Source organism: Bradyrhizobium sp. 2TAF24 (genome assembly GCF_052115025.1).
Taxonomy (GTDB): Bacteria; Pseudomonadota; Alphaproteobacteria; order Rhizobiales; family Xanthobacteraceae; genus Bradyrhizobium_A.
Genome location: NZ_JBFRFW010000003.1, coordinates 34,486 through 58,204, shown reverse-complemented (window position 1 = coordinate 58,204; position 23,719 = coordinate 34,486). Strand labels below are relative to the sequence as shown.

The 23,719-nt window shown below is 61.5% G+C and carries 17 protein-coding genes and 1 pseudogene; 11 read left to right on the top strand and 7 right to left on the bottom strand.

Features of this window, described 5'->3' with window-relative positions; all coding sequences use genetic code 11:
- The first annotated feature begins 45 nt into the window (after positions 1–45).
- Together AB4Z37_RS06210 and AB4Z37_RS06205 are read left to right on the top strand one after the other, a co-directional pair.
- Positions 46–2,445 (top strand): sensor histidine kinase, encoded by a 2,400-nt coding sequence (locus AB4Z37_RS06210; protein WP_441515829.1) that lies wholly within the window; start codon positions 46–48, stop codon positions 2,443–2,445.
- Positions 2,442–4,466: a hypothetical protein gene (locus AB4Z37_RS06205; RefSeq protein ID WP_441515828.1), complete on the top strand. Its 2,025-nt coding sequence runs from the start codon at positions 2,442–2,444 to the stop codon at positions 4,464–4,466. The genes AB4Z37_RS06210 and AB4Z37_RS06205 overlap by 4 nt, the downstream gene beginning before the upstream one ends.
- Positions 4,467–4,518: 52 nt before the next feature.
- Here the strand turns inward: AB4Z37_RS06205 and AB4Z37_RS06200 are convergent, their stop codons facing one another.
- Positions 4,519–5,940, bottom strand: coding sequence for a hypothetical protein (locus AB4Z37_RS06200; RefSeq protein WP_441515827.1), 1,422 nt, complete (start codon positions 5,938–5,940; stop codon positions 4,519–4,521).
- 215 nt (positions 5,941–6,155) lie between these two features.
- Here AB4Z37_RS06200 and AB4Z37_RS06195 point away from each other — a divergent pair, with 215 nt between their 5' ends.
- Positions 6,156–6,956, top strand: coding sequence for a hypothetical protein (locus AB4Z37_RS06195; RefSeq protein ID WP_441515826.1), 801 nt, complete (start codon positions 6,156–6,158; stop codon positions 6,954–6,956).
- 129 nt (positions 6,957–7,085) lie between these two features.
- On the opposite strand, the pseudogene AB4Z37_RS06190 reads toward AB4Z37_RS06195, so the two are convergent.
- A pseudogene (locus AB4Z37_RS06190) lies at positions 7,086–7,685 on the bottom strand (SOS response-associated peptidase family protein); the annotation flags it as partial.
- On the opposite strand from AB4Z37_RS06190, the gene AB4Z37_RS06185 reads away from it, so the two are divergent.
- From AB4Z37_RS06185 to AB4Z37_RS06170, 4 genes are all read left to right on the top strand, one after another.
- Entirely contained in the window at positions 7,600–7,926 is a 327-nt protein-coding gene (locus AB4Z37_RS06185) for a hypothetical protein (protein ID WP_441516153.1), read from the top strand. The pseudogene AB4Z37_RS06190 and the gene AB4Z37_RS06185 sit on opposite strands and share 86 nt — an antisense overlap.
- A 66-nt stretch (positions 7,927–7,992) precedes the next feature.
- Positions 7,993–8,727, top strand: coding sequence for an AbiU2 domain-containing protein (locus tag AB4Z37_RS06180; RefSeq protein ID WP_441515825.1), 735 nt, complete (start codon positions 7,993–7,995; stop codon positions 8,725–8,727).
- Between the two features lie 590 nt (positions 8,728–9,317).
- Positions 9,318–10,433, top strand: a complete 1,116-nt coding sequence (locus AB4Z37_RS06175) for a hypothetical protein (protein WP_441515824.1) — start codon at positions 9,318–9,320, stop codon at positions 10,431–10,433.
- Between the two features lie 5 nt (positions 10,434–10,438).
- Positions 10,439–11,509, top strand: a complete 1,071-nt coding sequence (locus AB4Z37_RS06170) for a hypothetical protein (protein ID WP_441515823.1) — start codon at positions 10,439–10,441, stop codon at positions 11,507–11,509.
- Positions 11,510–11,931: 422 nt separating this feature from the next.
- Here the strand turns inward: AB4Z37_RS06170 and AB4Z37_RS06165 are convergent, their stop codons facing one another.
- Complete coding sequence (locus AB4Z37_RS06165; protein WP_441515822.1) at positions 11,932–13,317, bottom strand: tyrosine-type recombinase/integrase; 1,386 nt, start codon at positions 13,315–13,317, stop codon at positions 11,932–11,934.
- 514 nt (positions 13,318–13,831) lie between these two features.
- Between AB4Z37_RS06165 and AB4Z37_RS06160 the strand changes: the two genes are divergently transcribed.
- Positions 13,832–14,557 carry a hypothetical protein gene (locus tag AB4Z37_RS06160; RefSeq protein WP_441515821.1) on the top strand — a complete coding sequence of 242 codons (726 nt, stop codon included), beginning with the start codon at positions 13,832–13,834 and terminating at the stop codon, positions 14,555–14,557.
- Complete coding sequence (locus tag AB4Z37_RS06155) at positions 14,488–16,569, top strand: autotransporter domain-containing protein (RefSeq protein ID WP_441515820.1); 2,082 nt, start codon at positions 14,488–14,490, stop codon at positions 16,567–16,569. The genes AB4Z37_RS06160 and AB4Z37_RS06155 overlap by 70 nt, the downstream gene beginning before the upstream one ends.
- A 276-nt stretch (positions 16,570–16,845) precedes the next feature.
- Here AB4Z37_RS06155 and kdsA read toward each other — a convergent pair whose 3' ends face one another.
- On the bottom strand, positions 16,846–17,703 hold the full coding sequence (gene kdsA / locus AB4Z37_RS06150) for a 3-deoxy-8-phosphooctulonate synthase (RefSeq protein ID WP_441515819.1): 858 nt from the start codon (positions 17,701–17,703) through the stop codon (positions 16,846–16,848).
- Positions 17,704–17,768: 65 nt separating this feature from the next.
- Between kdsA and AB4Z37_RS06145 the strand changes: the two genes are divergently transcribed.
- Positions 17,769–19,115: a KpsF/GutQ family sugar-phosphate isomerase gene (locus AB4Z37_RS06145; RefSeq protein WP_441515818.1), complete on the top strand. Its 1,347-nt coding sequence runs from the start codon at positions 17,769–17,771 to the stop codon at positions 19,113–19,115.
- A 168-nt stretch (positions 19,116–19,283) separates the two neighbouring features.
- Here the strand turns inward: AB4Z37_RS06145 and AB4Z37_RS06140 are convergent, their stop codons facing one another.
- The gene (locus AB4Z37_RS06140; protein ID WP_441515817.1) at positions 19,284–20,093 is read right to left on the bottom strand and encodes an acetoacetate decarboxylase family protein; all 810 of its coding nucleotides are present in this window, start codon (positions 20,091–20,093) and stop codon (positions 19,284–19,286) included.
- 416 nt (positions 20,094–20,509) lie between these two features.
- Between AB4Z37_RS06140 and AB4Z37_RS06135 the strand changes: the two genes are divergently transcribed.
- Positions 20,510–21,553 (top strand): DMT family transporter, encoded by a 1,044-nt coding sequence (locus AB4Z37_RS06135; RefSeq protein ID WP_441515816.1) that lies wholly within the window; start codon positions 20,510–20,512, stop codon positions 21,551–21,553.
- 24 nt (positions 21,554–21,577) lie between these two features.
- Here AB4Z37_RS06135 and AB4Z37_RS06130 read toward each other — a convergent pair whose 3' ends face one another.
- Together AB4Z37_RS06130 and AB4Z37_RS06125 are read right to left on the bottom strand one after the other, a co-directional pair.
- Positions 21,578–22,537 (bottom strand): dihydrodipicolinate synthase family protein, encoded by a 960-nt coding sequence (locus AB4Z37_RS06130; protein WP_441515815.1) that lies wholly within the window; start codon positions 22,535–22,537, stop codon positions 21,578–21,580.
- A gap of 328 nt (positions 22,538–22,865) precedes the next feature.
- Positions 22,866–23,678 (bottom strand): IclR family transcriptional regulator, encoded by an 813-nt coding sequence (locus AB4Z37_RS06125; RefSeq protein WP_441515814.1) that lies wholly within the window; start codon positions 23,676–23,678, stop codon positions 22,866–22,868.
- Between the last annotated feature and the right edge of the window lie 41 nt (positions 23,679–23,719).

Here is a 23,719-nt window from a genome sequence, read left to right as displayed (position 1 = left end):
AGGATCGACTGAAAAGCGATCTGGCTTCGCTTTAGGGGGAATTGTTTGAGCTTTCGCGTCAACGCCCGCGCTGTTCTGGAGCTCGGATCCGAACTGATCAGTTCGGACATCATCGCATTCTATGAGCTTATCAAGAATGCGTTCGATGCGGGTTCGAAGACAGGCGCGACCATCTCATTCAATGTCGTGCTCCGGCGGAACGCTTATCTGCGATTGCGGAGCAAGGCTTCGGGGAATCTGGCGGTGGCTGGCAAGGAGCCGAAGCCGGGCAAGGCTGCATTGGCAGGCATGCTCGCGGACCTGAAGGTTGCCGTCAGCAAAGCGCTCGACCCAGCCGCGGGCAAGAAGTCGGTCGACGCTTTCAATTCGATCGTCGACAAAGCCACATCTCTGCGGGAATTCCTCGCTGCCCTCGACGAGGCATATGCCGCCGGCAATACGATCGAAGTCGCGGATACCGGAAGCGGCATGTCGCTCGACGAGCTCGTCGAAAATTTCCTGACCATCGGCACCCCCTCCCGCAAACGCGAAGTGGAAAAGGCGCTCGGTGCAGGCGGAACGTCGCCCTATCTGGGCGAAAAAGGCATCGGCCGCCTGTCGTCGATGCGGCTAGGCAATCGCCTCACCGTCGTGACAGCTCGTTCAAACGATCGCCGATTCAACGTGCTCGAGGTGGACTGGAATAAGTTCGCGGACATCGAGGCACGAGTCGAAGATATCGACGTTGAAGCCAAAAAGGGTGAAATCAAGAGCGACGCTGCTTTTAGCGGAACGACGCTTGTGATCGGCGATCTCACGGAGGATTGGACCGAGAAGCGCGTCGAGGAGATGGCCCGGCTCGAGTTCGCGCGCCTGACGGATCCGTTCGTCGATGTCCGCAAGCGCAAGCGCATTGCGCTCGTCTGGAATGGTACGCGGGTGACGATTCCGGTCATGAATCGTCTGCTGCTCGAAAATGCCCACGCCAAATTCTCTGGGAAGTTCTCAGGCGGCGTGCTCAGCGTTCATATGGAGGCCGTACGCCTGGGGTATCCCCACCCCAAGGAGATTGACGACGTCTCACGCTCGTCGCAGGAGCTTGCAGATCTCTTGCAGGACGCATCGCACGAGCTTCCCGCGTCCGCGCTGCAGACGCTCGGTCCATTCGACTTCGAGGCGTACTGGTACAACCGGCGGCTCCTCGGTGGAATCGATCAGCTGGGCAATCAGAAGGAAGTCCGAGACCTGCAGCGAAACTGGTCCGGCATCATGCTCTTCAGGGACGACTTCCGCGTCTTCCCGTATGGAAATGAAGAGGATGATTGGCTGGGCCTGGACCGCAAGGCCTTGAGCCGGCCCGGCTACGTTCTGAACAAGGCACAGTTCGTCGGTCATGTGCGCATAGCGCGCGCCAAGAACCCGAAACTGGTCGATCAGACCAATCGCGAGGGATTGAGGCGCACCGACGAAGAGCGGGCACTGATTGGAATCCTGCAGCACGTCATACGGGATATGCTCTGGGATTTCTTCAGGGAGACTGACCGCAAATACAAGAAGGCACCGATCGAGCTCGACGATCTGAAGGCCGATATCGACACCCTGGAAACGCGCGCGAAAAATGCGCTGACCAAGGTGCGTCAGCTCATTCCGAAGGAAGAGCGCGAATCCTTCGACGCGCTACAGCACGCCTTCAACGAATTCCGAGATTTGTCTTCGCGCGCGCAAATGAAGATCGAACAGGTCGAGGAGGACAGCCGACAGATGATCGACATGGCGGGCGTCGGCCTCATGGTCGAATCGGTCGCCCATGAATTGGCCCGCGCCGCCGAGAGCGCGCTCGGCGTTCTCGAGCGCCTTCACGGCCAAGAATTTCCGACTGAAGTGCGATCCCAGCTCGAAACGCTGCGGGCCGAGATGAAGACCGTCACGAAGCGGCTGCGCGTTCTCGACGAATTGAGCGTGTCCGGTCGCCAGCGGTCCGAAACCTTTGATCTGGTCGATCTCGTGCAGGAAGTGCTCGACGGGCATGCTGCCAAGTTCCGGCGACACGCGATCAAGCCTTCCTTCAAGCATCCCAAGCATCCCGTCCGCGTCAGGTTGGTAAAAGGCATGGTGGTCCAGATCGTTCAGAATCTCGTGATCAACTCGATGTACTGGATGGAAACCCGTGCCAAGCGACAGACCGACTATGCGCCGCGACTGAACATCACGCTCGAAGAGGACCCTCCAACCTTGACCATCTCGGACAATGGACCCGGTATCGCTCCGGAAAACATCGAACGAGTCTTCCGCCCGTTCTGGTCGCTGAAGGAAAGAGGAAAGCGGCGCGGGCTCGGGCTATTCGTCGCCCGCGATCATGCAAAAAGCCTTGGTGCCACGTTGACGCTTTCGGATAAGCCCGATCGAGAAACCGGCCGGCTTCATGAATTCATCCTGGAGCTGTCGGAAAGCGCGGTGGTGAAATGACCGTGCTCAAAGAACTCCTCGAAAGCAGCGGAATCAAATCCGCGGTGGTCATTGACGACGCCTACGACAAAGTGCCCAAGGCGTCAGATCTCGACGGACAGGAGATATGGTCGACCTTTTGGGCTGACGCAAATCCCTCAGAAGCGGCGCTGGCCGAGATATTCCCTGCCTATCCGGACATGCAGCCTGAGCAGCTTCAGCTGTCCGATCAATTCGTTGCAGCCGTGTGGGGAGCGGAAGGTAAACTTCCCGCCGCATTGCGGGATCCGCTTTTCCAGGGCTATCGCCAAGCGATCGCAACCGACCGGAAATATCTCGACGATCTGGAGGCGCGGCTGAAGGCCGCTGGCCTCGACGTCATCCAGTCCGGGCGCGTCCCTCCGCAAGAGGCGATTGGCGTGCCACTCGTATTCGTGGATCTCTTTCTCGGTGCGACCCAGCAAGAGGGCGATATCGACCTTTCGCTCGCCGCTCTTGCGCCGATGCTGCAGGGACACGAGAAAGAGCCGCCTTGTGTGGTGCTGATGTCCAGAAGCGAGCTGTTGGGCGACAAGAAGGAGCGCTTTCGTGACGGTGCGGGTCTCCTGGGCGCCTTGTTCCGCGCTTATCGGAAGGCACCGCTTTTGGAAGGGCGCACGCTTGAAACGACGCTGGAGCGGCTCGCGACGCATCGAGCCGATGCGCTCCGCGTCGCGAGATTCGTCTACGGGTGGAAGACCGGACTGGAGCAGGCCTCGAAGCGATTCCTGCACGGCATCGGCCGGCTCGACCTCTCCGACTACGCCCAGATCAGGGACGTCCTGCTGGCCTATGAGGGGCAGCCGCTCGGCAGCTACATGCTCGACGTTTTCGATCGCGTTCTGGCCCACGAAATCGAGGGAGACGAGCCTACGATCGACGCGGCGCAAGCGTTGAACGAGATCGATCCATCGCAATACCCGGCACCACACATCGCGGGAACCACCGACCTTCAAGATTTGGTCTTCAGGACGATCTGGCAGAATCCCAAGCGCCTGAAGGTCAAGACGACGGTCGACGAGAATCCAGTTGGCTTCGGCGATGTCCTGATCAGGAAGGATCTTCTCGACGGAGCTGCACCCGGCGAGCCGCCAGACGCCTACGTCGTCATGACGGCGGCATGCGATCTCGTGCGCAAAGAAGGTGCGAAGCGCGTGTTGCTGCTGAGCGGCACCGTGACCGAGATCTCACCGAAATCGTGGACCTACGGGGCGACCAGCTTCAAGACGCCCATAATGAAGCTGCCAGGAGACAAGCGCGTGTTCCTTCGGTGGGACGCAAAGGATATTGTTACTCTCACGCATGAGCAGATCCGTGCGATGCTCTCAGCCGACGGTCGGTACGGTCTCCATCTGCGGCTCAGGGAAGCGCATGCGCTCGAATTGCAGCAACGCCTGCTCGCCGAAATGGGACGCATTGGTCTCGTCGCGCATATGCCCGGCACCTTCGCGGTCCAGGTCGAAGCCCACTACAATTCGCCGGAAGGGCTGAAGAAGTACGATCTCGAAGTGGCCGCCCGAGAAGGTGGCGTCTGCTATGTCGGTCGTGACGAGGAAGGCAAGGAGCAAACGAGATTGATCTTGACGGAGGCGGCCATCGACGAGCTGCTCGCAAAGATCGACGCTATGCCGCCCGAAAACCTGGATGTGAAGACGAGGCCGGTGCTCGCGCAGCTGCAGAAGGCGAAAACGCTGTCCTCGGACCTTCAGAAGGGACTTCTGGTCCCGCGCAACGATAAGACGGGCTATGCCCCCATCAAGGCGGCGATTCCAAACCAGGGCGGTGTAATCGAACAGATCACGATCGCGCAAATCGCCAGGAATCCCGCGACCAACATCAAGGTCGATCCCAAGCTCGCAGCCTTGGTCCTCGTGATCACCGATGCCGTATCACTCCCAACTGCGCTGGCCGGTACGCCTGCCGCAGCACCAGCTGCTGAACCTGACGGCCCTGTGGGCGCGAAGCCGGAGGCCGCGGGGCCAACGGATCCAAAGCAGGGCTGATCCCAGATGCCGTTGCGATACGGTCTGACCACGATGAACGCGGAGAAACTATTCAAGCCTGTGATGGAGTCAGCGTGACAATATCGGGATAGCGAGCCGCGATCTCAGGATGACGGCGCATCCGTTCTTCCAACTCGCTCCGGCTCCACCAGTCGACCCACCAATCGCCTCTACGGCGTAATGCATCGAGGTGGTCCATCAAGGGGACAGTTAAGCGGGGATATCCGACGACAAGAAGCCCGTCGCTGCGATAGTGCTCAAGGGTGTCGCGTAGGTCAGAGAGATCCCCCTTGTTGACCGCTCTTTGGCGAATCTTGACCTGTACGATTATGTTTCGAACGGCCGAAATCTTCAGGCCTGTCTTTTCCTTCCAGGTATTGCCACCGCGATCCGGCGCGGTAGACCACTCGACTAAGAGGTCTCGACCGCCGTCGGGTTCGCGGCTCGCTCCTACCTGACGAACACGGTGCACGCCTCTCTCCACGGCGAGCAGATCATAGACAAGCAGCTCGAAGCGGCCGTCGTCGATAACGTCCGCCCACCGGCAGATGTTATCATCAAAGAGGAGCCTGGCTTCGTTGGCTCGCCTTGTGTTGAGTTCGTCGCGTGCGGCATCATAGTTGTCTCGCCCACTCCATGAGCGGACGGCTGCCAAACTCCGCTCACCGATCCCAATCAGATGAGAATCCACAGGGATGACAAGTGGAGGGCGCGACGAGCCGTCTATTTCGCCCACGAGCCAATTGAGTTGCGCCAGAGCCTTATCTTCTGCGGCATTGCGGATGCGTTGCGAACGATAAAGTCGTGCGTTCACACCGGGAACTGACGTTGATTGAAATACCGAGAGAGCCGCCTTCAACGTGGTCGCTGCGCTTTCGTCGATCTGTACAGCGCTGATGCCGCGCTTGGTCGACCCGAAATAGATCCATTTGGGATAGGCGCGTTGGCGAACTTCATTGTCTTTGAATTCCGCCAGCCGATAGCGTCGGCGAACGTTCTTTATCCACTGCGGTTCAGGCGAATCCAGGTCAATATCGTCGCTCGCACTGTCACCGCTTGGTTGACCAAACGCATCAGTTATAAGATTGCCGACATCAAAGGATTCAGCTGCTAAAGCTAGCGCCTGTGCTCTCATGCCGCTCGGCAGCGTGCCGGGTTGATCGAGACGGATGAGACGAGCGTAAATCTCGCTATCAATTCCAGAGAACCCATTCAACACTGTCACGAGTCGGCCTGAAGCCACCTCTCGGGCACGCAGCATGGCTGCCCAAAGCAGGCTGAAGACATCGTGCAGATCTGTGCGCTCACCGTCGAAATCCCACGACGTTGTTCGCACGGTGAGATAGAGTTCCGCTCCGGCGAAGTCGTCGGAGACCATGTCGACCGAGATCCCGAACGGGTGTCGTACAGGCACGCCGCCCGGGCAATCGGGATCGCCGCAGTCGCATGGTGCTGAAATGTCCATATCCGCCATGCTCAAGATCGAGGATGTTCGCGCCCGAAGGTTCACAGACCTGGCATTGCCGCTCAGTGTAGCCGGGACCCATCATTCTACATCCCGGTTGACATTAGCTTGAGACTGGAACAAAAAGCGAACTTATTGTGGTGAGCTGTTCAGTTCGGCGTCGCAAATTGATTGTATGCCCATCACTACAAGGTGCGTCGCGGCTGGGCTCGTGGAGGTGAACGATGACTGGTGCCGATATTTTTTCGCTCCTCGTGGCAACTGGGGCCAACGCAGCACCGGCATCGCCCGCGGCGGCGCCGGCAACCGGCGGGTGGGAGCCGAAGGATTACTTTGCGCTGATCACGGCTATTACGGGCATCGTAGCACTCATTGTTAGCTCCTTGATCAGCTCGCGGACGCTGAAGGCGTCGCTGGCCAATACGGAAGCGAGCATCTGGCAAAAAGCCAATGACGGCGAGGTCAACGAAATTCAGGCGCAACTTGATGGATTTTTCGGCCCGTTCATGCGCATGTCCGATGTGAATCGCCTCTTATCCCGAGATCTTAGAGCCCGACAGGCCGACTCGCAGCGCTTTCTGTTGCTCGAAAGCTTGTTCGACCGCGAATGGCTGAACAATCTCCCTCAAGGAGAGAAAACGCTCGTGACGGAGATCGTTGCCAACGCAAAGACCTTGAGAGAATTCATCGCGGCCAACGCGAAGATGGTGAACGCAAAGGTGCAGCCTTATCTCTCGCGCGCTGCGGCGCACTACCGAGTCTTGGAGCTCGCGCATGCGGGGCAATTGGGCAACGACGCCAAGCCTTTCGTAGATCTTTATGTTTTTCCCATTCAACTCGATGATGTGCTGACTTTAGAAGTGAAGCGGTTGGAAAAAAGGAAAGAGTTGATCCGGTCACATCCGGGAAAGCCAATCCCGCCGATCGAAGATCTTGTCATATCTGACAGTCTGAAGTTGAAGGAATGGCCTAAACCCGCTCGCGTGCCTCGCCCCGAGTTGAACGTCCCCGTGGAGCAAAAATGAACCTGGTAATTTTGCCACGGAGATCCGGATTGTCATGTTGTTCGACGGACGCATGGAAGGCGTCTATGTCGACGTCGATGAGTCTTGCGATGACGGACGAGGGCCTCGCCTGCTCGTCGGCCTCAATGATCAGGTTGCTGGCCTCACCGGATCTTCCTTGACGCCCTGGGCGATGATCCGAAGTGTCTCATCCGGTAGAGGCCGCTGCAGCTTCAGGGCCTCGTCCGGTGGAGCCGTCATCCAGGTCTCGACTTCTTCTGGTGTTGTCAGGATGACCGGCATCGCTTTCGGGTGGATGGCGCGGACCTCGGCGTTCGGCTCCGTCGTGAGGAACGCGTAGAGGTCGTTGGTGGTCTCGCCTTCCTTGACCTTCCGGACAGACGTCCAGTTGGTCCAGATGCCGGCGAAGCAGGCGAGGGGACGGCTCTCGTCGAGCGCGAACCAGATGTCGCCGCCCTCGGCCTTGTTGAACTCGCTGAACGAGTTGAACGGCACTATGCAGCGATTTTCGGTCCCCAGCCATCGCGTCCAGTGCTTGCTCTTCACATTGCGGATGTTGGTCGTACCGCCGTCCGGCTCCATTCTGAGCAATTCCTTGAAATCCACTGCCTTGCCCTTGGCTTGCAGTTTTTCGGCTCGTTTCTTGGTGGCGTCCATCAGCGCCTTCGATGACGATGGCATTCCCCACCGGGCCGTGGCGAGCTCGCGACCCTCGGCTCCGTTGCGCACCGTCGCCTTCAAGCACCACCGCCCACGGACCGGCCGCATTGACGTGTCGAACGACATCGCTCCGGGCGACTTCGGATTCGGGCAATGCCGCTGGGGCGAAGGCAAGTATGGCGGCGTCGAGCAGATCGTGGTCGCGACCAACGACGGCGACCGGCGCGCTCTGTCGTCAATCCTGCAGAATGTTTTCGACGCCTGGATGGTCTTCCTCGGCCAGCCGTTGCCGCCGATTAGCCAGTATTGAGATCGTCATGCACTCGAACCTCGCAGAAATCTGCAGGGCCGTCGGATTGAATGGTGCGCTCCGAAGATGAACGAAAAGAAGCCCTACGTTCCGCCGACGCCGCCCGACATCCAGGAGGAGATCGAGACCTTCCGGAAGGAGGAAGAGGCGGCCCAGCAGACCTTCTTCGCTTACCTCGGAATCCGCGATCTGCTCGCCGAGCGCCCTGATGTCCTCGCGGCCGTGAACCGCAATTCCATGTTCTGGCTGACGACGAACCACGCCCTGTTGGTGTCGACCTTCATCTGGCTTGGCCGCATCTTCGATCAGAAGTCCGCGCACAACGTCGACCTCCTGCTGAAGGCCGTCGAGCAGAACCTGCCGGAGCTCGGCCGGGACGCCCTGCGCAAGCGCAAGGGAGAAGTCATCACGCCTCAGCAGGCCGCCGACTACGTCAAGGACCGGCACGACACCGTCATCGACGACGTGCGCGAGCTGCGGAAGGAGGTGAGGGCGTGGCGCAAGATCTATGAGCCCGTCTACGGTGAGGTCCGAGACCACCTTGCGCATAATAAGCGGGGTGTCTCCGAGATCGATCCGTTCCTCGCGAAGACCAACATCGACGAGATGAAGCGCATGTTCGGATTCCTGCACGTGCTCCACGAAGCGCTGATCGAGCTTTACCTCAACGGCCGCAACCCGCTGCCGCTTCCGGATGTCACGTTCAATCCCCCGCCGGCCAAGCCACGCCATCCCGGTGACAAGGCCTATGCCGAGGCGCAGGCGTCGCTGCTCTCGATGGTCGGCGAGCAGCCAGCCTAATTTCGATTCTCGCCTGTCCAGGCCCAAGAAATCGCAAGGCGTAAACCTCTGCTGGCCAGCTATTGAGGGAGGCCCGCAACGCTCAGATAGAAGTCGACTGAACGTAGAGCCTTCACAATCCCACCCGATCGGATGGACTGCTCTTGGGATCAAGTGGACATTGGTGCGGACGGGCGCTGACGTCCCTTAGTGACCTCCAACAGACATTCCAGACAGAATGCAAATTTGCGCGGCTAACCGAACGAAGACATTCTCCTGGTCGAAGGATAGCCGGGGCGCCGTCGCAACACTGCATCACAACATTAAAAACCGTTCATCGAGAAATTTCACCGACGCCGACTTGAACTTTTGGCGCGAGCGGCCAAACTCACTGATAAGAGCTTTGTGTCTTGCATCGAGGAATTGCTTTCCGGGGGAGTAAAGCACCAATGAGGCGTCGCACGTTTATTCATTTGCTTGGGGGCGGCTCTCTGTTGGCGCTCGGAAGTCCCCTTTGGCTCCATCAGCCCGCCCGAGCTGAGGGAAGTGGCGGTGTCCCCGTCTTTAGCCTCATAAATCAATCACTTGAGTTCATGAAGCGTTCGGGCGACATGCAGCTCGAACTGGGCGCCATCAATCTAAAGCTCGACCTGATACTTCGGAATCAGCTGGAGATGTTCGCTGCGCTCCAGGCGATGAACGAGACGCTTGACAACGTTCAGCGATACATCACTGAGATTCCGTCCGAGACAATCACTTTGACGCAAGTCATCGAAGCGCAGAGCAGGTTCAAGAGCGTTGCAGACAACATTTCTGCCCTAAGCCGTCGTCCGCAAGACAAGGAGGCTCTTGCAGGTCTTCAAGAAGACCGGAAAAAGCTGTACGATCTTTCGAATAGTCTGTTTGCGGCCATCGCTGCGACGACCCGGCCGCCGGGCATTACCATCGCAGCCAATCATCTTGTAAACGCGGCAGCGCTGATTGATCGTTACGATAGCAGTCGAACAAAGCGCCGCGCCTCCGATACCGATTCCGAGCGCTTCAAAACGGTGCTGTTCAATATCCGGAGTTCTCTCCAAACGATGACAGGCGACGGCGGCATCAAGACGCGGCTTCCGCTCATAAACGAAAAGTACAAGCTCAGAACCGCGGAAATCGCATCCCAGCCGTTCGCGAAACTTCTCCCGAAGGACTACAGCCAGCCTGTCCCAGATCAAGATGAAAATAGAAGCGCATCTAACCCAAAGTCTTTGTGCTTGATGAGCAGCGTTGCTTCATCTGTAACGCATCACGAAGTCTTGCGCGACGTCAATCCCAGCGGAGCTGGTACTCACGTTTCGGGGTTCTTAAGCGATGTCCGAGAGACGCGATCACTCGAAACGGTGCAATACGACGTTGTTTCTTTGAGGGCTTACGGCGGGAGGCGAGCCTTCCAAGTTTCGATGAAGCCGAGCGATACGTGGAGGGCCGATAGTTGGTCCAGAATGGTCCGGAAACAATCGGATTGGAATGATCGCGAAACATCGGCCGAACCTCGAACAAAAATGGATGGCTGTGTCGAGGTTGCAGACAATGTTCACGGATCGCCGCAGGCGTTTGGTCTATTTCAAGGGTATCTGCAGGGGTATTCAGCCCTCGTAGGATTGGAGGCCAGGATTTTGGCTCTGCAGCACGTTGCGGAGGACGATCTGCAGAGAGTGACCGCCCTGTATGACCGGCAAGGATGAACTCGATGAAGCGCCTATCCCTAGGGATGCTTGCCATTCTGGCAGTAAGCTGGTCCGCGCCCTCGTTCGCTGCGGATGAATTTACTGAACTAGCAACGAATACGATATTTGGCATCATCAAGGCCGTCGCTCCGAATGCCACTGCATTCCGGCTGGCGCTGGACAAGTTGAATGAAAATGTCGAGCGAGCGCTGCCAAAATCGATGATGGATGAGGCTTCGCTCAAGCAGCTGGAGACCAACACCCTTGAACTGAACCGTGTGGTGCCAAAGCCGCTTCCGGCCCTGAACAACAAAGAGGCCATCGAAAAGATCGCAAGTGGCGGCAAGGGTCGCGGGACGTTGACGGGAGCAAGTGATGAGCTGCAGCGTCTCGACAGGGCAGGGCGAGCGAGGGAAGAAGAAATCGCTCAGCTGAAGAAAGCGCGTGATGACCTAAAAGGTCTTGCTTCAACGTACAAGGACACGACGGAAGTTGCCGGCAAACTCAGCGACAAAATTGGAAAACTGGCATCGAGCCCGACAATAGAGTTTTACTCCAGGTTGACAGGTCGAAGCGTCGGGTTGAGCTGGGCGGATTTCGAGACCGAGCTTTTGCCGGCGCTTGCGAAGCGCCAAGAGGCCGCAGAGCGCGCCGCCGACCGGCTGGATCAGGTTATCAAGAGTTCTGAGAAAGATCTGAAGGACTTCAACGAATCCAAGCTTTTTGCAAATGCCATTTTCGCACAGCATGTCGGCAGCGCCAACGGGCTCGACGCCTCCGCCGTCCCAGGGACGAGTGCGGTCAAGCTGGCCGAGATCGGTAGCGACATGCAGGAAGACTCGAAGGCGACAATGGAGCTGGCTGAGAAAATGCGCGAAGAGGCTTCAGAGATACGCAAGTGGAACGCGGGCATCTCGAAGTTTCAATCCATGGTCAACTGGATTTCAATGGGACTTACCGGTTCTTCTGGGGGGCAAGCAGGTGAGGAGCCAAAAAAGGAAAAAGGCAAAACCTTCTACTATAGTGTTTTGACCCGCAACGGAAATGACTGGGAACTGAGATCTGGAAAGGTCGAAATGAAGCCAAAGCAGTAGCTGCCGAGAAGAGTAGCCCGGCGCAACCCCTATGGCTCCATATATCAAATGAATCCCTAACGGAGCTCGATGAGCCCCTACGGAACGTTGATGATGTCGTCCTTTGGCTGGTAGCCCACTCCGTGCCTTTCTTCCAATGTCCAAGAGCCTTGGAGAAGCGGAAGGGCCTGCCTAGTCTAGCCAGCGAGCACCGCTTTCTTGGCCGCGAACACCGAAAACGGCAGGGATTTGCCGGGGGGCTTCGATGGAAACGCTCCCCCGCTACCATGCGTCCCCCACTATTCTCAAAAGTGGGTTTCGCGCTGTAGCGGTCTACTGACTCGAACCCCCGACAGCTCGCAAGGCGAACGCACTGCTAGTGATGCAAGGGGGCTACGGGCACCATCCGACGAACGAATTCGATCAAGACGGCAGGATGATCCTTACGCGCGTTTCCGCATTGACACCACGTTTCCATCGCTCCGCGGTACCAGGGGCACGACTGCCGCCCTTGCGAGGTCTTCCAAGGCCGTCGCAATGTATTTCGCGTAGCGCCGTTCGATCATTTTGACTGAGGTGTTGTGCAGTTTAGCGACCTGTTGGATGGGCAAGCCTTTTCGGAGACCGCGCACGATGCTCGAGTGCCGCAAAGCATAGGGAATCACCTCCGGCATACCGGCGCGCTCGCGAATGGCCTTCCACGGACGTGCAAGTTCGGCTCTTTTCCACGGACCGCGTTCAGACTTCTTCCACGCGATACCCCCCGGCTCCTGTTCATGGATCCATCGCTCGAAAAGAGGTGCCTCGCTTGGCCGCCCGGCGATTGCAGGCAAAAGCACCTCAACCACGTCGTCACCCACTGGAACCGGGTCTGAGCCGCTGTTGCCGCCACGCCCTTTGTAGGAACCCGGCAGCATCAGACGCCGTGCAGAAACCTGGGCGTCGCCTACGCGCATTCGCCTGACCTGGGCATACCGCGCGCCCGTCGCGGCCAGACATACGATGATACGATATAGATCGCCATCGAATCCTTGCTCCTGATCGACTTCACACGCAGCCTGAAGGATCGCGCCAACTTTCTCATCCGTGAGAATCTGGTTATCCCGAGCGACCGACAGGTCATCATCATCATCGACCCGCTCGGCTTTAAAGCCGGCCTTCACAATGGCGAGGAACGCCGGGTTTAGTTTCTTCCGATCTGCGGAAAGCCGCGGCCACGCGGCATTTAGTGCGGCCTTGAGGTCATTGACGAACCGCTGCTTGGTAGTGACCTTTAAGTCCGCCGGTAAACCCTCACGCCAAGCTATCAAGTCGGCTTCATTCAAGGCATGCAGATGCACCGATGCGAGAGGAGCAGCGTCCATAGCTTCCTGATTGCCGCGCTTTTCCTGACCAAGGAGGTAGCGCCGAAGCTTCGTACCGGCGTCGGATTGGACGTCGCGACCTGTTCGGCGTCTTTCTCGAGTATCTCGATCCTTGACGTAGGCTTCTACGGCCGATCGCACGGTGGGCGCCGGGCCCGCCGCCTGTGCCGCGGCTTCTGTTCTGGCTCGAGCTACCGCCTCCCGAGCCGTTCTGACGGCCTGTTCAAAGGTTAGAATTCCGTCGGCGAGCTTGTCATTGATGTCATTGGTGATGCCAATTGGCGCCTGTTTGTAATTGCCGCCTTCGTGGTGATTGCGCCAGCGGACAAGCCAAACGCCACCCCGTTTTCCTTTGCGATAGCCCAGATGGGCTTCGGCATCGAGGCGACGCCAATGCACGCCAAGCTCGAGCCGGGAGCGCGCCTTAGCCGTCGTGATCTGAGCCTCGGTGAGCGTCTTCGACATAGCTTTCGCCGCGGAGTTTTACGTCGAATATCCGTCGAATATCCGACAATGTATATGGGCGAACAGTACCGTATTGTGGACGCTTAAGCTATTGAAATTATTGAATACTGGCGAACGATGACGGACGAAGGCGGATCCATTATTTGGCCCTCTCAAGGCTGAAACAGGGGTTCGATTCCCCTAGGGAGCGCCAATTCTCTACGATTGAGAACAGGACTGCGGACCCGCGCTTCGCTAACCGAAGACGCGCTGCATCGCGCGTGGCGTGATGCTCTCATTGCTGCGCGGGTTCAGCTTTCGGGCAACCGTGCGCACCGCCGAAGAAACCCTGAAAATGTGCGCAAGCGCGCGGGGCGCGGCAAATATCAGAAAAATTTCAGAATGTCCTGGCCGCAATCGCGGGACCTTGCCGCCCCGCTATGGCAGGATTGGCCGAGGTTGATGTGGGGAGTCGGGCCGAAGGCGGACTGCGATGCCGGACAGGCGCGCGGGCGTTCGAGGTCGGGGGCGGAAGATGGTCGGTGCGCGTTATCATTGTGTCGGGCTGCGCGGCGTCTGCGGCAGGCCGTTGCGTGCGGCGCTGTTGGCCGCGACAGCGCCCGTCTGGGCCAGCTTGCCGGCGGCGGCCCAGGATGCGACCTGGCTCGCTGCTCCCGTCAGCGGCGTTTACGACAGCTTCCGCAACTGGAGCGGCGGCGCAGTGCCGTCAGGTACCGCCACCTTCGGCGCATCGCACATCACCAGCCTGTCAATCCCCTCCAACGATGAAGCCAACCGAACGAACGTCGGCGGCTGGACCTTCAACGCCGGGGCGGGAAATTACACGTTCGCCAACGGCCAGTTGTTGAATTTCAATGGTGCAGGCATCGCCATCAACGGCGGCAGTGCCACCATCCTCAACGGGGTCAGCGTTAATTTCCGCAACAGCAGCACGGCCGGCAGCGCGGCCATCACCTCCACTACCGGTGACGTGAATTTCTACAACACCAGCTCGGCGGGCAACGCGGCTATCACCGACGGTTACTTGAATTTCTACAACACCAGTACTGCCGGCAGTGCCCACATCACCAACCATGGCGATGGGGGAGGTGATGGTGGGGGGATCCCGGGGGGGTCTCGTTCCGCAACGGCAGCACGGCCGGCAGCGCCACCATCACCAACTACGGCGCAATGGATTTCTCCAACGCCAGCACGGCCGGAAGCGCCGCCATCACCAACAATGGGGGCGACGCCCGGTTGACTTTCTCCGGCACCAGCACGGCCAGCAACGCTACCATCACCAACAACGGCGGCTTCCTGTACTTCTTCGCCACCAGCACGGCAGGCAACGCGGCCATCACCAATGCTGCCGGCGGCACGGTTGATTTTTCGAGATCGGTGGGACCTGCCGGGGACGGCAAGCTGAGCGCCGGTTCGATTGCGGGCGCTGGCAATTTTTATCTGGGCGCGCGGGAGCTCACCGTCGGCGGCAACAATCTCAGCCAAGAGGTGAGCGGCGTGATCAGCGACTGCGGCGCGAGCGGCAGCGCGTGCTCCACCGGCGGGGCGCTGGTGAAGATCGGGACGGGCGCGCTGACGCTGTCCGGCGTCAACACCTATACCGGCGCGACGACGGTGAACGGCGGCATCCTGAGCGTGGGCGGTTCGATCGCGTCCTCCTTGCTCACCTCGGTGAACAGCGGTGGCCTGCTGATGGGCACCGGCACCGTCGGCAACACGACGGTCAACAGCGGCGGCGCGCTGCTGGGCGGCAACGGCACCGCCGGCCCCTCGCTCGCGGTCTCGGGCAATCTCGCGTTTCAGTCGGGCGCGTTCTATTTCGTCCAGTTCAGTCCCGCGACGGCGTCCTTTGTCAGTGTGGGCGGCACGGCAACGCTCGGCGGCGCGACCGTCAGCGCCGTCTTCGCGCCCGGCAGCTACATCACAAGGCAATACACGATCCTGACCGCGAAGGGCGGCGTTTCCGGCACATTCGGCGCGGTGGCCGAGACCAATCTGCCGTCGAACCTGCGCACGACACTGAGCTACGACGCGACCCATGCCTATCTCAATCTGGTGTTGAGCTTCGTTCCGCCGCCGGGCAGCGGGCTCGGCGGCAACCAGCAAGGCGTCGGCGCCGCCATCACCAACTACTTCAACAGCAACGGCGGCATTCCTATCATCTACAGCGCGCTGACCGCGCTTGGGCTCGCCCAGGCCTCGGGTGAGACCGCAACCGCTTCGCAGCAAGCGACCTTCGACGCCATGGGCCAGTTCATGGGCCTGCTCACCGATCCCTTCATCGCGCGCAACGGCGGCGACGGCACAGCGTCTGGCGCGCCCGGCTTTGCCGGGAGCGCTTATGCCGCGCCCATGCGCGACGATGCGTTTGCGATGCTGACCAAGGCACCGCCCTCAGCCTTGCAGCGCTGGAGCGTGTGGGGCGCCGGTTTTGGCGGCGCGCAATCCACCGCCGGCAACACGGTGGCTGGCACCAACGGCAGCACCAGCCGCATCTACGGCACCGCCGTCGGCGCCGACTATTTGCTCGGGCCCAACACGCTCATCGGTTTTGCGCTGGCCGGCGGCGGCACCAGCTTTGCCGTCAACGGCTTTGGGTCGGGCCGCTCCGACCTGTTCCAGGCCGGTGGCTATGTCAGGCACAGCGACGGGCCGTTCTACCTCTCGAGCGCGCTCGCCTATGGCTGGCAAGACATCAGCACCGACCGCACCGTGACCATCGCCGGCGTCGATCGGTTGCGTGCCGCCTTCAATGCCAATGCGTGGAGCGGCCGCCTCGAAGGCGGCTATCGCTTCCTCGCGCCGTGGACCGGCGGCATCGGCATCACGCCCTACGCCGCCGGCCAGGCCACGATCTTCGCGCTGCCGGCCTATGCCGAGCAGGCCATGCCAGGCACGCCGGCCTTTGCGCTCGCCTATGCCGCGAAGAGCGTGACCGACAGCCGAAGCGAACTGGGATTCCGGACCGACAAATCGCTCGCCGTGTCGAGCGGCGTGCTGACGCTGCGCGGCCGCTTCGCCTGGGCGCACGATTTCAATCCGGACCGCGCCATCGCCGCCACCTTCCAGGCGCTGCCCGGCGCGAGCTTCGTCGTCAACGGCGCGCGGCTGGCGAGCGACTCCGCGCTGACCACGGCGTCAGCCGAGATGAAGTGGATGAACGGCTGGTCGGCGGTCGCCACCTTCGACGGCGAGTTCTCCAACGTCACCAGATCCTATGCCGGAAGGGGTATGGTGCGATACGCATGGTAGCCGGGGCCCGATCGCATCAGCGAGCCGTCAGCATGAAATGCTCGGTGGGGGTGGCGCGCCATTTTTTTCCATTCAGAGCGGAACTGCGAACCTCCCGCTGCAGCGGCAAGGCGGATGTTCACGCACGGCTGGCGCTTGTTGCTGTTTGATCCGTTGCCGCCGCCGGCGTTTCGCGCGTTCGTGATGCGTTTTCTGCGAACCGGTATCCTCTTCGCTTGAAAGCGCTCCATATCGCGCGCGGAATGACATTCCCTGCGCGTTGAGCCGCGTCGTTGATCACGCGGCATCGGCCGGGAGCCTGCAGGGATTGCGTTTGGCAAGCTCGTCGAAGGCGATCAGTGTTTCCAGCAGCTGCGGCAGCGCCTGCAGCGGGACCATGTTCGGCCCGTCGCTCGGCGCCGCATCGGGGTTCTGGTGGGTCTCGATGAACACCGCCGCCACGCCAATGGCGATCGCGGCCCGCGCCAGCACCTCGACGAACTCGCGCTGGCCGCCGGAGCGCGCGCCCTGGCCGCCCGGTTGCTGGACGGAATGGGTGGCATCGAACACGACGGGAAAGCCGGTGCGCGCGAGGATTGGAAGTGCCCGCATGTCGGAGACCAGGGTGTTGTATCCGAAGCTCGCGCCGCGCTCGCAGAGCAGGATGTCGGAATTGCCCGATTGCGCCAGCTTGTGGGCGACATTGATCATGTCCCACGGTGCAAGGAACTGACCTTTCTTGACGTTCACCGGCCGACCGGTTTTCGCGGCCGCGATCAGGAGATCGGTCTGGCGGCAGAGGAAAGCCGGAATCTGCAGGACGTCGACATGGGCGGCGGCCGGCGCGCACTGCTCCGGTGCGTGGACGTCGGTCAGCACCGGGCAGCCGCAGGTCTCGCGGACCTCGGCGAGAATGGCGAGCCCTTCCGCCATGCCGAGCCCGCGTGCGCCGTCCAGACTGGTCCGGTTCGCCTTGTCGAACGAGCTCTTGTAGATCAGCTTGAGGCGAAGCCGACCCGTCATCTCCACCAGCGCATGCGCGGTCTCGAGCGCATGAGCGCGGCTCTCGATGGCGCAGGGACCGGCGATCAGGGTGATCGGCAGCTCGTTGCCGACAGCGCTACGTCCGATGGTGATCACGCGTTGCTCGGGCATCTGAATGTCATCCGCTGGTTGCCGGAGAATGTGGCGTTGTCGACGCGCGGCACTATCAGGCGAGGATGTGGCAACTTGAGCCTTGCTTCGAACAACGTTTTGCAAAGCTTTGGTTGCCGTCATGCGCAGGCGTTCACGCCTCACGACACGGTGCGATGCGTGGAAGTCACACTGCCGCGCATACCGCCGTCAAGAAACGGATGCAGTTGCTTTATGGAAAGATGATGCAGGACGCAGCGTGGCCCGGGGTATGCTCCGCATCAAACAGCCGACGGTTGTTGACGCTTGCGGAAAGGTTATTGATGATGAGCAATCTCGTTTCTCCGACCTCCGTTTCTCCAAAGCCGATCGCTCCGCTCCATCTCGCGCCCGGCGCCGCGCCGCCGCTTGCTCAGCTGAGCGCCGCGACGCGGATCCGCCCCATCAGCCGGCAGCAGATGCTGGAGCATGCACGGGACGTGATCCGCCATGAGGCCATGGCGCTCGATGCGCTGTCCGGCCGCATCAACGACCAGATCTGCGTCCTCGCCGATCGCATTCTGGCCGCACCCGGCACCGTCGTGGTGTCAGGGGTCGGCAAGTCGCTCATTGTCGGCGAGAAGATCTCGGCGACACTGGCTTCGACCGGCACGCGCTCGATTGTGCTCGACCCTGTCGATGCCATGCATGGCAGCCTCGGGCGCGTCGGCCCCGGGGACATCTTCCTGGCGCTGTCGAATTCCGGGGAGACGGCCGAGCTGCTGCAGGTCGTGCGGGCCGTGCGGGCGTTGCCGGCCGCTGTCGCGGTGATGACCGGTCGCTCCGGCTCCTCCCTCGCCCGGGCGGCCGACATCGTGCTCGATATCGGCGTCATGCAGGAGGCCTGCTCGCTGGGATTGGCGCCGACCACCAGCACCACGGCGATGATGGCGCTGGGCGATGCGCTGGCGCTGATCCTGCTGGCGCGGCGCGGCTTCACGCGTCAGGATTTCGCGCGTCTTCATCCCGGCGGCAGCCTTGGCCGGGAATTGATGCATGTGCGCGATCTGATGTGGCCGCTGGAGGGCATCCCGGTGTTGTCGCCGGACACGACGCTCGCCCAGGCATTGGTGGCGATGTGCCGCCGCGCCCGCGTTTCCGGCGTCGCAGTGGTTCTCGACGCTCGCGCGCGTCCAGTCGGCGTGCTGACCAATGAGGCGGTCGAACAGGCCCTGGGGCGGGGCGCGCAGCCGGATCTGACGATCCTGGTGGAGGCGCACATGGAGAGCCCGAGGGGGACGGTTCGCGACGATGCGCCGGCGCTCGAGGCCATGCAACTGTTCCGTCGCGGCGGTTGCGAGGTGCTGGTGGTCGAGGATTCGGCCGCTCGCTTCGTGGGCCTGCTGCCACGCGCGGCCGTGTTGGATGAAGGCCGCCAGGCCAGGCCGGCCTGAGCCCAGGTGCTGTCTGCGGTCCTGCGACAGGAATTGTTGCGGGACCGTGCGCACGCGCTTCACGCGATAAATTCGATCAGAATAGCGTCAGCATCCTGTGCATGGCCTCCCGGGACGGGAAGCCACGCACAGGCTGTGTTGCGTTGATCCGGGATATGCGCAGTGCGATCAGGCCGGTATGGCCTCGCGTTCGATGACGCTGGCCGTGGGATTGAACACCCTGGCGACAGTCCAGGCGAAGGTGTGGGTGGCGGCGCGGGTGATACGGTGCGGCCGCAGATCATAGAGTTCGTCGCGCGGGCTCTCGAAGACCTGCAGCTCGGCGGTCGCTGCATGATACGGACCATGCACCGCGCCTTCTGACATATGCCGGACGAGGCGCGGCCGGCTCGGCGTGGGGTCCTCGATTAGATTGGCAAAACCGACAAGGCCGTAAGTCGGCAGCTTGAAGAAGCCCAGCTTGTCGCCGGGCTCGCCGGTCAGGCGCAAACGCGCCTCTGCAAGGCGGCGGTCCTTCACCGCCAGCGTCGCGCCGAGCCGGGTACCGGCCTGGAGTGGAGCCGCCGCGAAATGATCGAGGCCGAAGCTGCGCGTCATCCAGACGCTGCCGAGTTTCTTCGGCAGACCCTGCAGCCAGCCGCGCATCATCGAAAGATCCTGGTCGACATAGATCAGGGGTGTGAAGTTGGCATGCGAACCGTCGGCGAGTTCGGTCTCGATCAGGACGAAGCTCTCCTTGTATTGTGCATAGGCGGGGTCCTGCAGCTCGGAGCCGTCCGACGTCACCTGCCATTCGGTGAAGTTCATCGAGGCAAGTCCCGTCGCGCGCCCGAGCTCCGGCGGCAGGAAACGTCCCGCCACGGCTGGATCGAGTTCGTACTCGATGGTGAAGATCCACGCGGCGTAGTGCCACGGCGGCGCGGGAATGAGAGACGATCGTCCTGTCGGCGTCAGGGGGGCGGTGAAACCGGTCAGCATGGCGGATGCCCTGTGTATGGTTTTCATGTGTGGGATCGATGAGCCGCAGCGGCCGGGCGGCATGCCACGCCAACCTCTGCCTAGCGCTGTCGCGAGCGTGTCCGATGCTATCAGCGATGCTGTTGCGGCGAGGTAAAATTCCGATGTCATTTCCAAGGCGGGCCGCCGCCGTGTCGCAACATGATCTGCACAATCACTTCATGATCTCTTGATCCGGGGACCGGCGGCGCGCGGCTACTGTCGTGGTGTTGAACCGCGACGTGGATGACCTCATGCCTCAGATCGCCTCGATCCTTCGCCGGCGTTGGCCGCACGCATCGTTGTCGCGACGCGAGGCGGTGACGTTAGCTCCGGCGGCAGATCCTCTGCGTGGGTCGGCGACCACGAGCGATGATCGGTCTGCACGTGCGCTGCCGATGCCCGACCGCGACCGCCTTGTGGCCATCGCCCTGATGTGTGCGGCGCTGTTCTATTTCGCCTGCCTCGACGCCAGCGGAAAGTGGCTCAACCATGTCATGGATCCGGTGCAGACGACGTTCATTCGCTATCTGGGCAGCGTCATTCTGGTGCTGGCCGTCCTCAATCCGGTGACGCGGCCGGGCGTCCTGCGCGCGCGGCGGCCGGGTCTTCAGCTGTTTCGGTCTCTGATGGGGCTGCTGGCGACGGCGTTCAACATCATCGCGCTGCAGCACCTGCAGTTGGCGGAAACGATGTCCATCATGTTCGCGACGCCGTTCTTTGTCGCGCTCCTGACCGGGCCGCTGCTCGGCGAATGGCCGGGGGTGCGGCAGATCACGGCGATCGTGGTCGGCTTCGCCGGCGTGCTGGTGGTGACGCGGCCCGGCCTGAACGGGCTGCATCCGGTTGCGCTGCTGTCGGTTGCCGGTGCGCTTTGTTATGCGTTCTACAACGTCGCGACCCGCGTGCTGGCGGGCAGCGATTCGTCCGAGACCACCATGGTGTATTCGGGTGTCGCCGGCGTCGTCCTGCTGGCGCCGGTGATGCCGCAGGTGTGGACGATGCCCGATTCATGGCTGGTCTGGGCGGTTGCGATCGCGATCGGGGCGTTCGGCGCCATCGGCCACTGGCTTCTGATCATCGCGCACCGTCGCGCCTCGGCGCTGGTGCTGGCGCCGTTCATCTATACCGAGATCGTCTGGATGATCGCGCTCGGCTTCGTTGTCTTCGGCGACGTTCCCGATCGATGGACGCTGCTCGGTGCGCTCATCGTGATTGGTTCGGGTCTCTATCTGCTCGGCGGTGAGCGGAAGACCGCAGGGCCCGCAGTGGTGGATAAGGCGTTGACCATGCCTGGCGGCGATGACGCCGCGCCCCGCCTTCAGCCGTGTCCGCCGCAGACGGAGGAGATCGATACCAGGGCGGACGGTCTCGTCGGGCCGATGCAGAACGGGCGCCGCCGCATGCCACAGGCGTGGCGTGGCAAGTCGCCCGTTCCATGATCGATGCGCTGTTGCACGCCAGCGTCAGGCGCTGTGCCGCTTCAGGTCGTGGAGGACCGTGGAATGGGACGGGCGCAGCGTGATGGGGAGGCCGGCCAGCGCGGCATCGATCACCGCCTTCTGCTGGTCGGAGACCGGCTGCATCGGCGCGCGGGGCAGATGCAGGCCCAGCCCCTGCCGGTGCTGGATGTACTTGACGCAGGCCGGCAGATTGTCGTGGCTCAGCGCATTCCAGAGCGTGTTGAGCCGCTGGTGCAGATCGAGCGCGGCGGGATGATCGCCGTTCTGAACGTGCTTCCAGAGCTGGACGCAGACGCCGGGAACGGCGGCGGTGAGCGCCGTAATGGCGCCGTGCGCGCCGAGCGCGAATGACGGATAGAGCAGGGCGTCGATGCCGGTGAGCACCACATTGTCGGCCGATGCGCCGCCGAGCAGATCGGACACCGACTTGAGGTCGCCGGAACTCTGCTTCATGCCGACCACGCCCGGGACCTCGCGCATGATCCGAAGCATCATGTCGGCGCTGAGGTAATTCCAGGGAATGACGTTGTAGATGAGGATCGGGATGCCGGTCTCCTCGTAGATCGCCCGGAAGTGTTCGATCGTCCGTTCGGCATCGGGCTTGAACAGATAGTGCACCGGAGTGATCTGCAGGGCGGTCATGTTCAGTCCCTTGAGCAGCTTCACGCGTTCGATCGCCTCACGCGTGCTGTTGACGATCAGCCCGGCGACGAAGGCGCCGCGACCGCGCAGCGCTTCATGGCTGCGTTCCATGATCCTGGCGAATTCGTCGCGATCCAGCGTGTGGCCTTCGCCCGTGCTCCCGCCGACGACGATGCCGGTGACGCCGTTGTCGATCGCCTGATCGACCACCTCGCCGAGCGCGGAATAGATCACCTCGCCCTTCTGATCGAATGGAATGGTCAATGGTGGAATAATACCATGGAGGAATGCTTTGGGACGCGTCAGCACGGGATTGGACATTGCCTTCTCCGAAGGGGCTGCGGGCTGCGCAGAGGGAACTCTGCGAGGGATCGTCACAAATTTTCCATCGATCGTTTGTCCTGTCAATTGGAATTATATCCCGAATTTCGGGATTGACCAAAATGAGGGCACGGGCATGCGACAGCGCGCACACGCCGCCGGGCAGCGGTGCCTGTTTCGCAGCGTAATAGGAGATGGTGCGACCGTCGGCGGCGCGCGTCGGGGAAGCGTCTTCGCGAATCGGTCTTCGGGGCATCGTCGCCGGCGGGACACGGCCCGGCCGGCGGCGGCGATCGAGCGGCCGTTCGTTGCCGCCCGTCGGGACGCGTCAGAGCGCCGCTGAAATCTGGTTGGCCGTGTGCTTGACGATCCGGGCGAGGTTGTCGGTCTCCGTCGCCGGCACTTTCCAGGCCGGGCCGCTGATGCTGACCGCGGCAAAGACCCGCCCGTCGTGGTTATGGATCGGCGCGCCGATGCAGCGCAGGCCCGGCTGATGCTCGCCTTCATCCAGCGAATAGCCGCGCGCATGAATGGCGGCGAGGTCGGCCTTCAACGCGTCCTCATCGGTGATCGTGGTGTCGGTGTAGCGGGGGAGGCCATTTCCGATCAGCTTGTCGACGATATCCGGCGGCTGAAAGGCGAGGATGGCCTTGCCGACGCTGGTGCAATGGATCGGCGCGGTTTCGATAAAGGTCAGCGGTGTCGGCCCGGCCGCCGGATCGGAACGGTGAATCACGATCGCCTGATGGCCGTCGAACACCGCGAGATGGACCAGCTGTCCGGTGAGGCGCCCGAGCTGCTCGATGAAGGGCCGTGCCTCGCGGTGCAGATCCATGTTGGACAATGCGATGTTGCCGAACTGGAACAGCTTCAGGCCGAGCCGATAGCGATCCCTCTGGCGCTCCTGGTCGAGCAGCCCGCCCTCACGCAGCGAGGCGCACAGCCGATGGGCCGTGCTGCGCGGATATCCCGATCGCTCACTGATCTCAGCCACCGACAGCGAACGATGCGTGGTCGAAAAGCATTCCAGGATCCGGATGATCTTGGCGATCGACTTGTTGGTGTCGTCCGCTGGCTGTGCCCGACCGGACGGGCGTTCCGGCTTGTCGGTGCTGCTCGGGCGTGGGCTTCCGGTATCCATGGGGCTCCTCGGGTCGGGGGCGCGGCGAACCAAAGATGAGA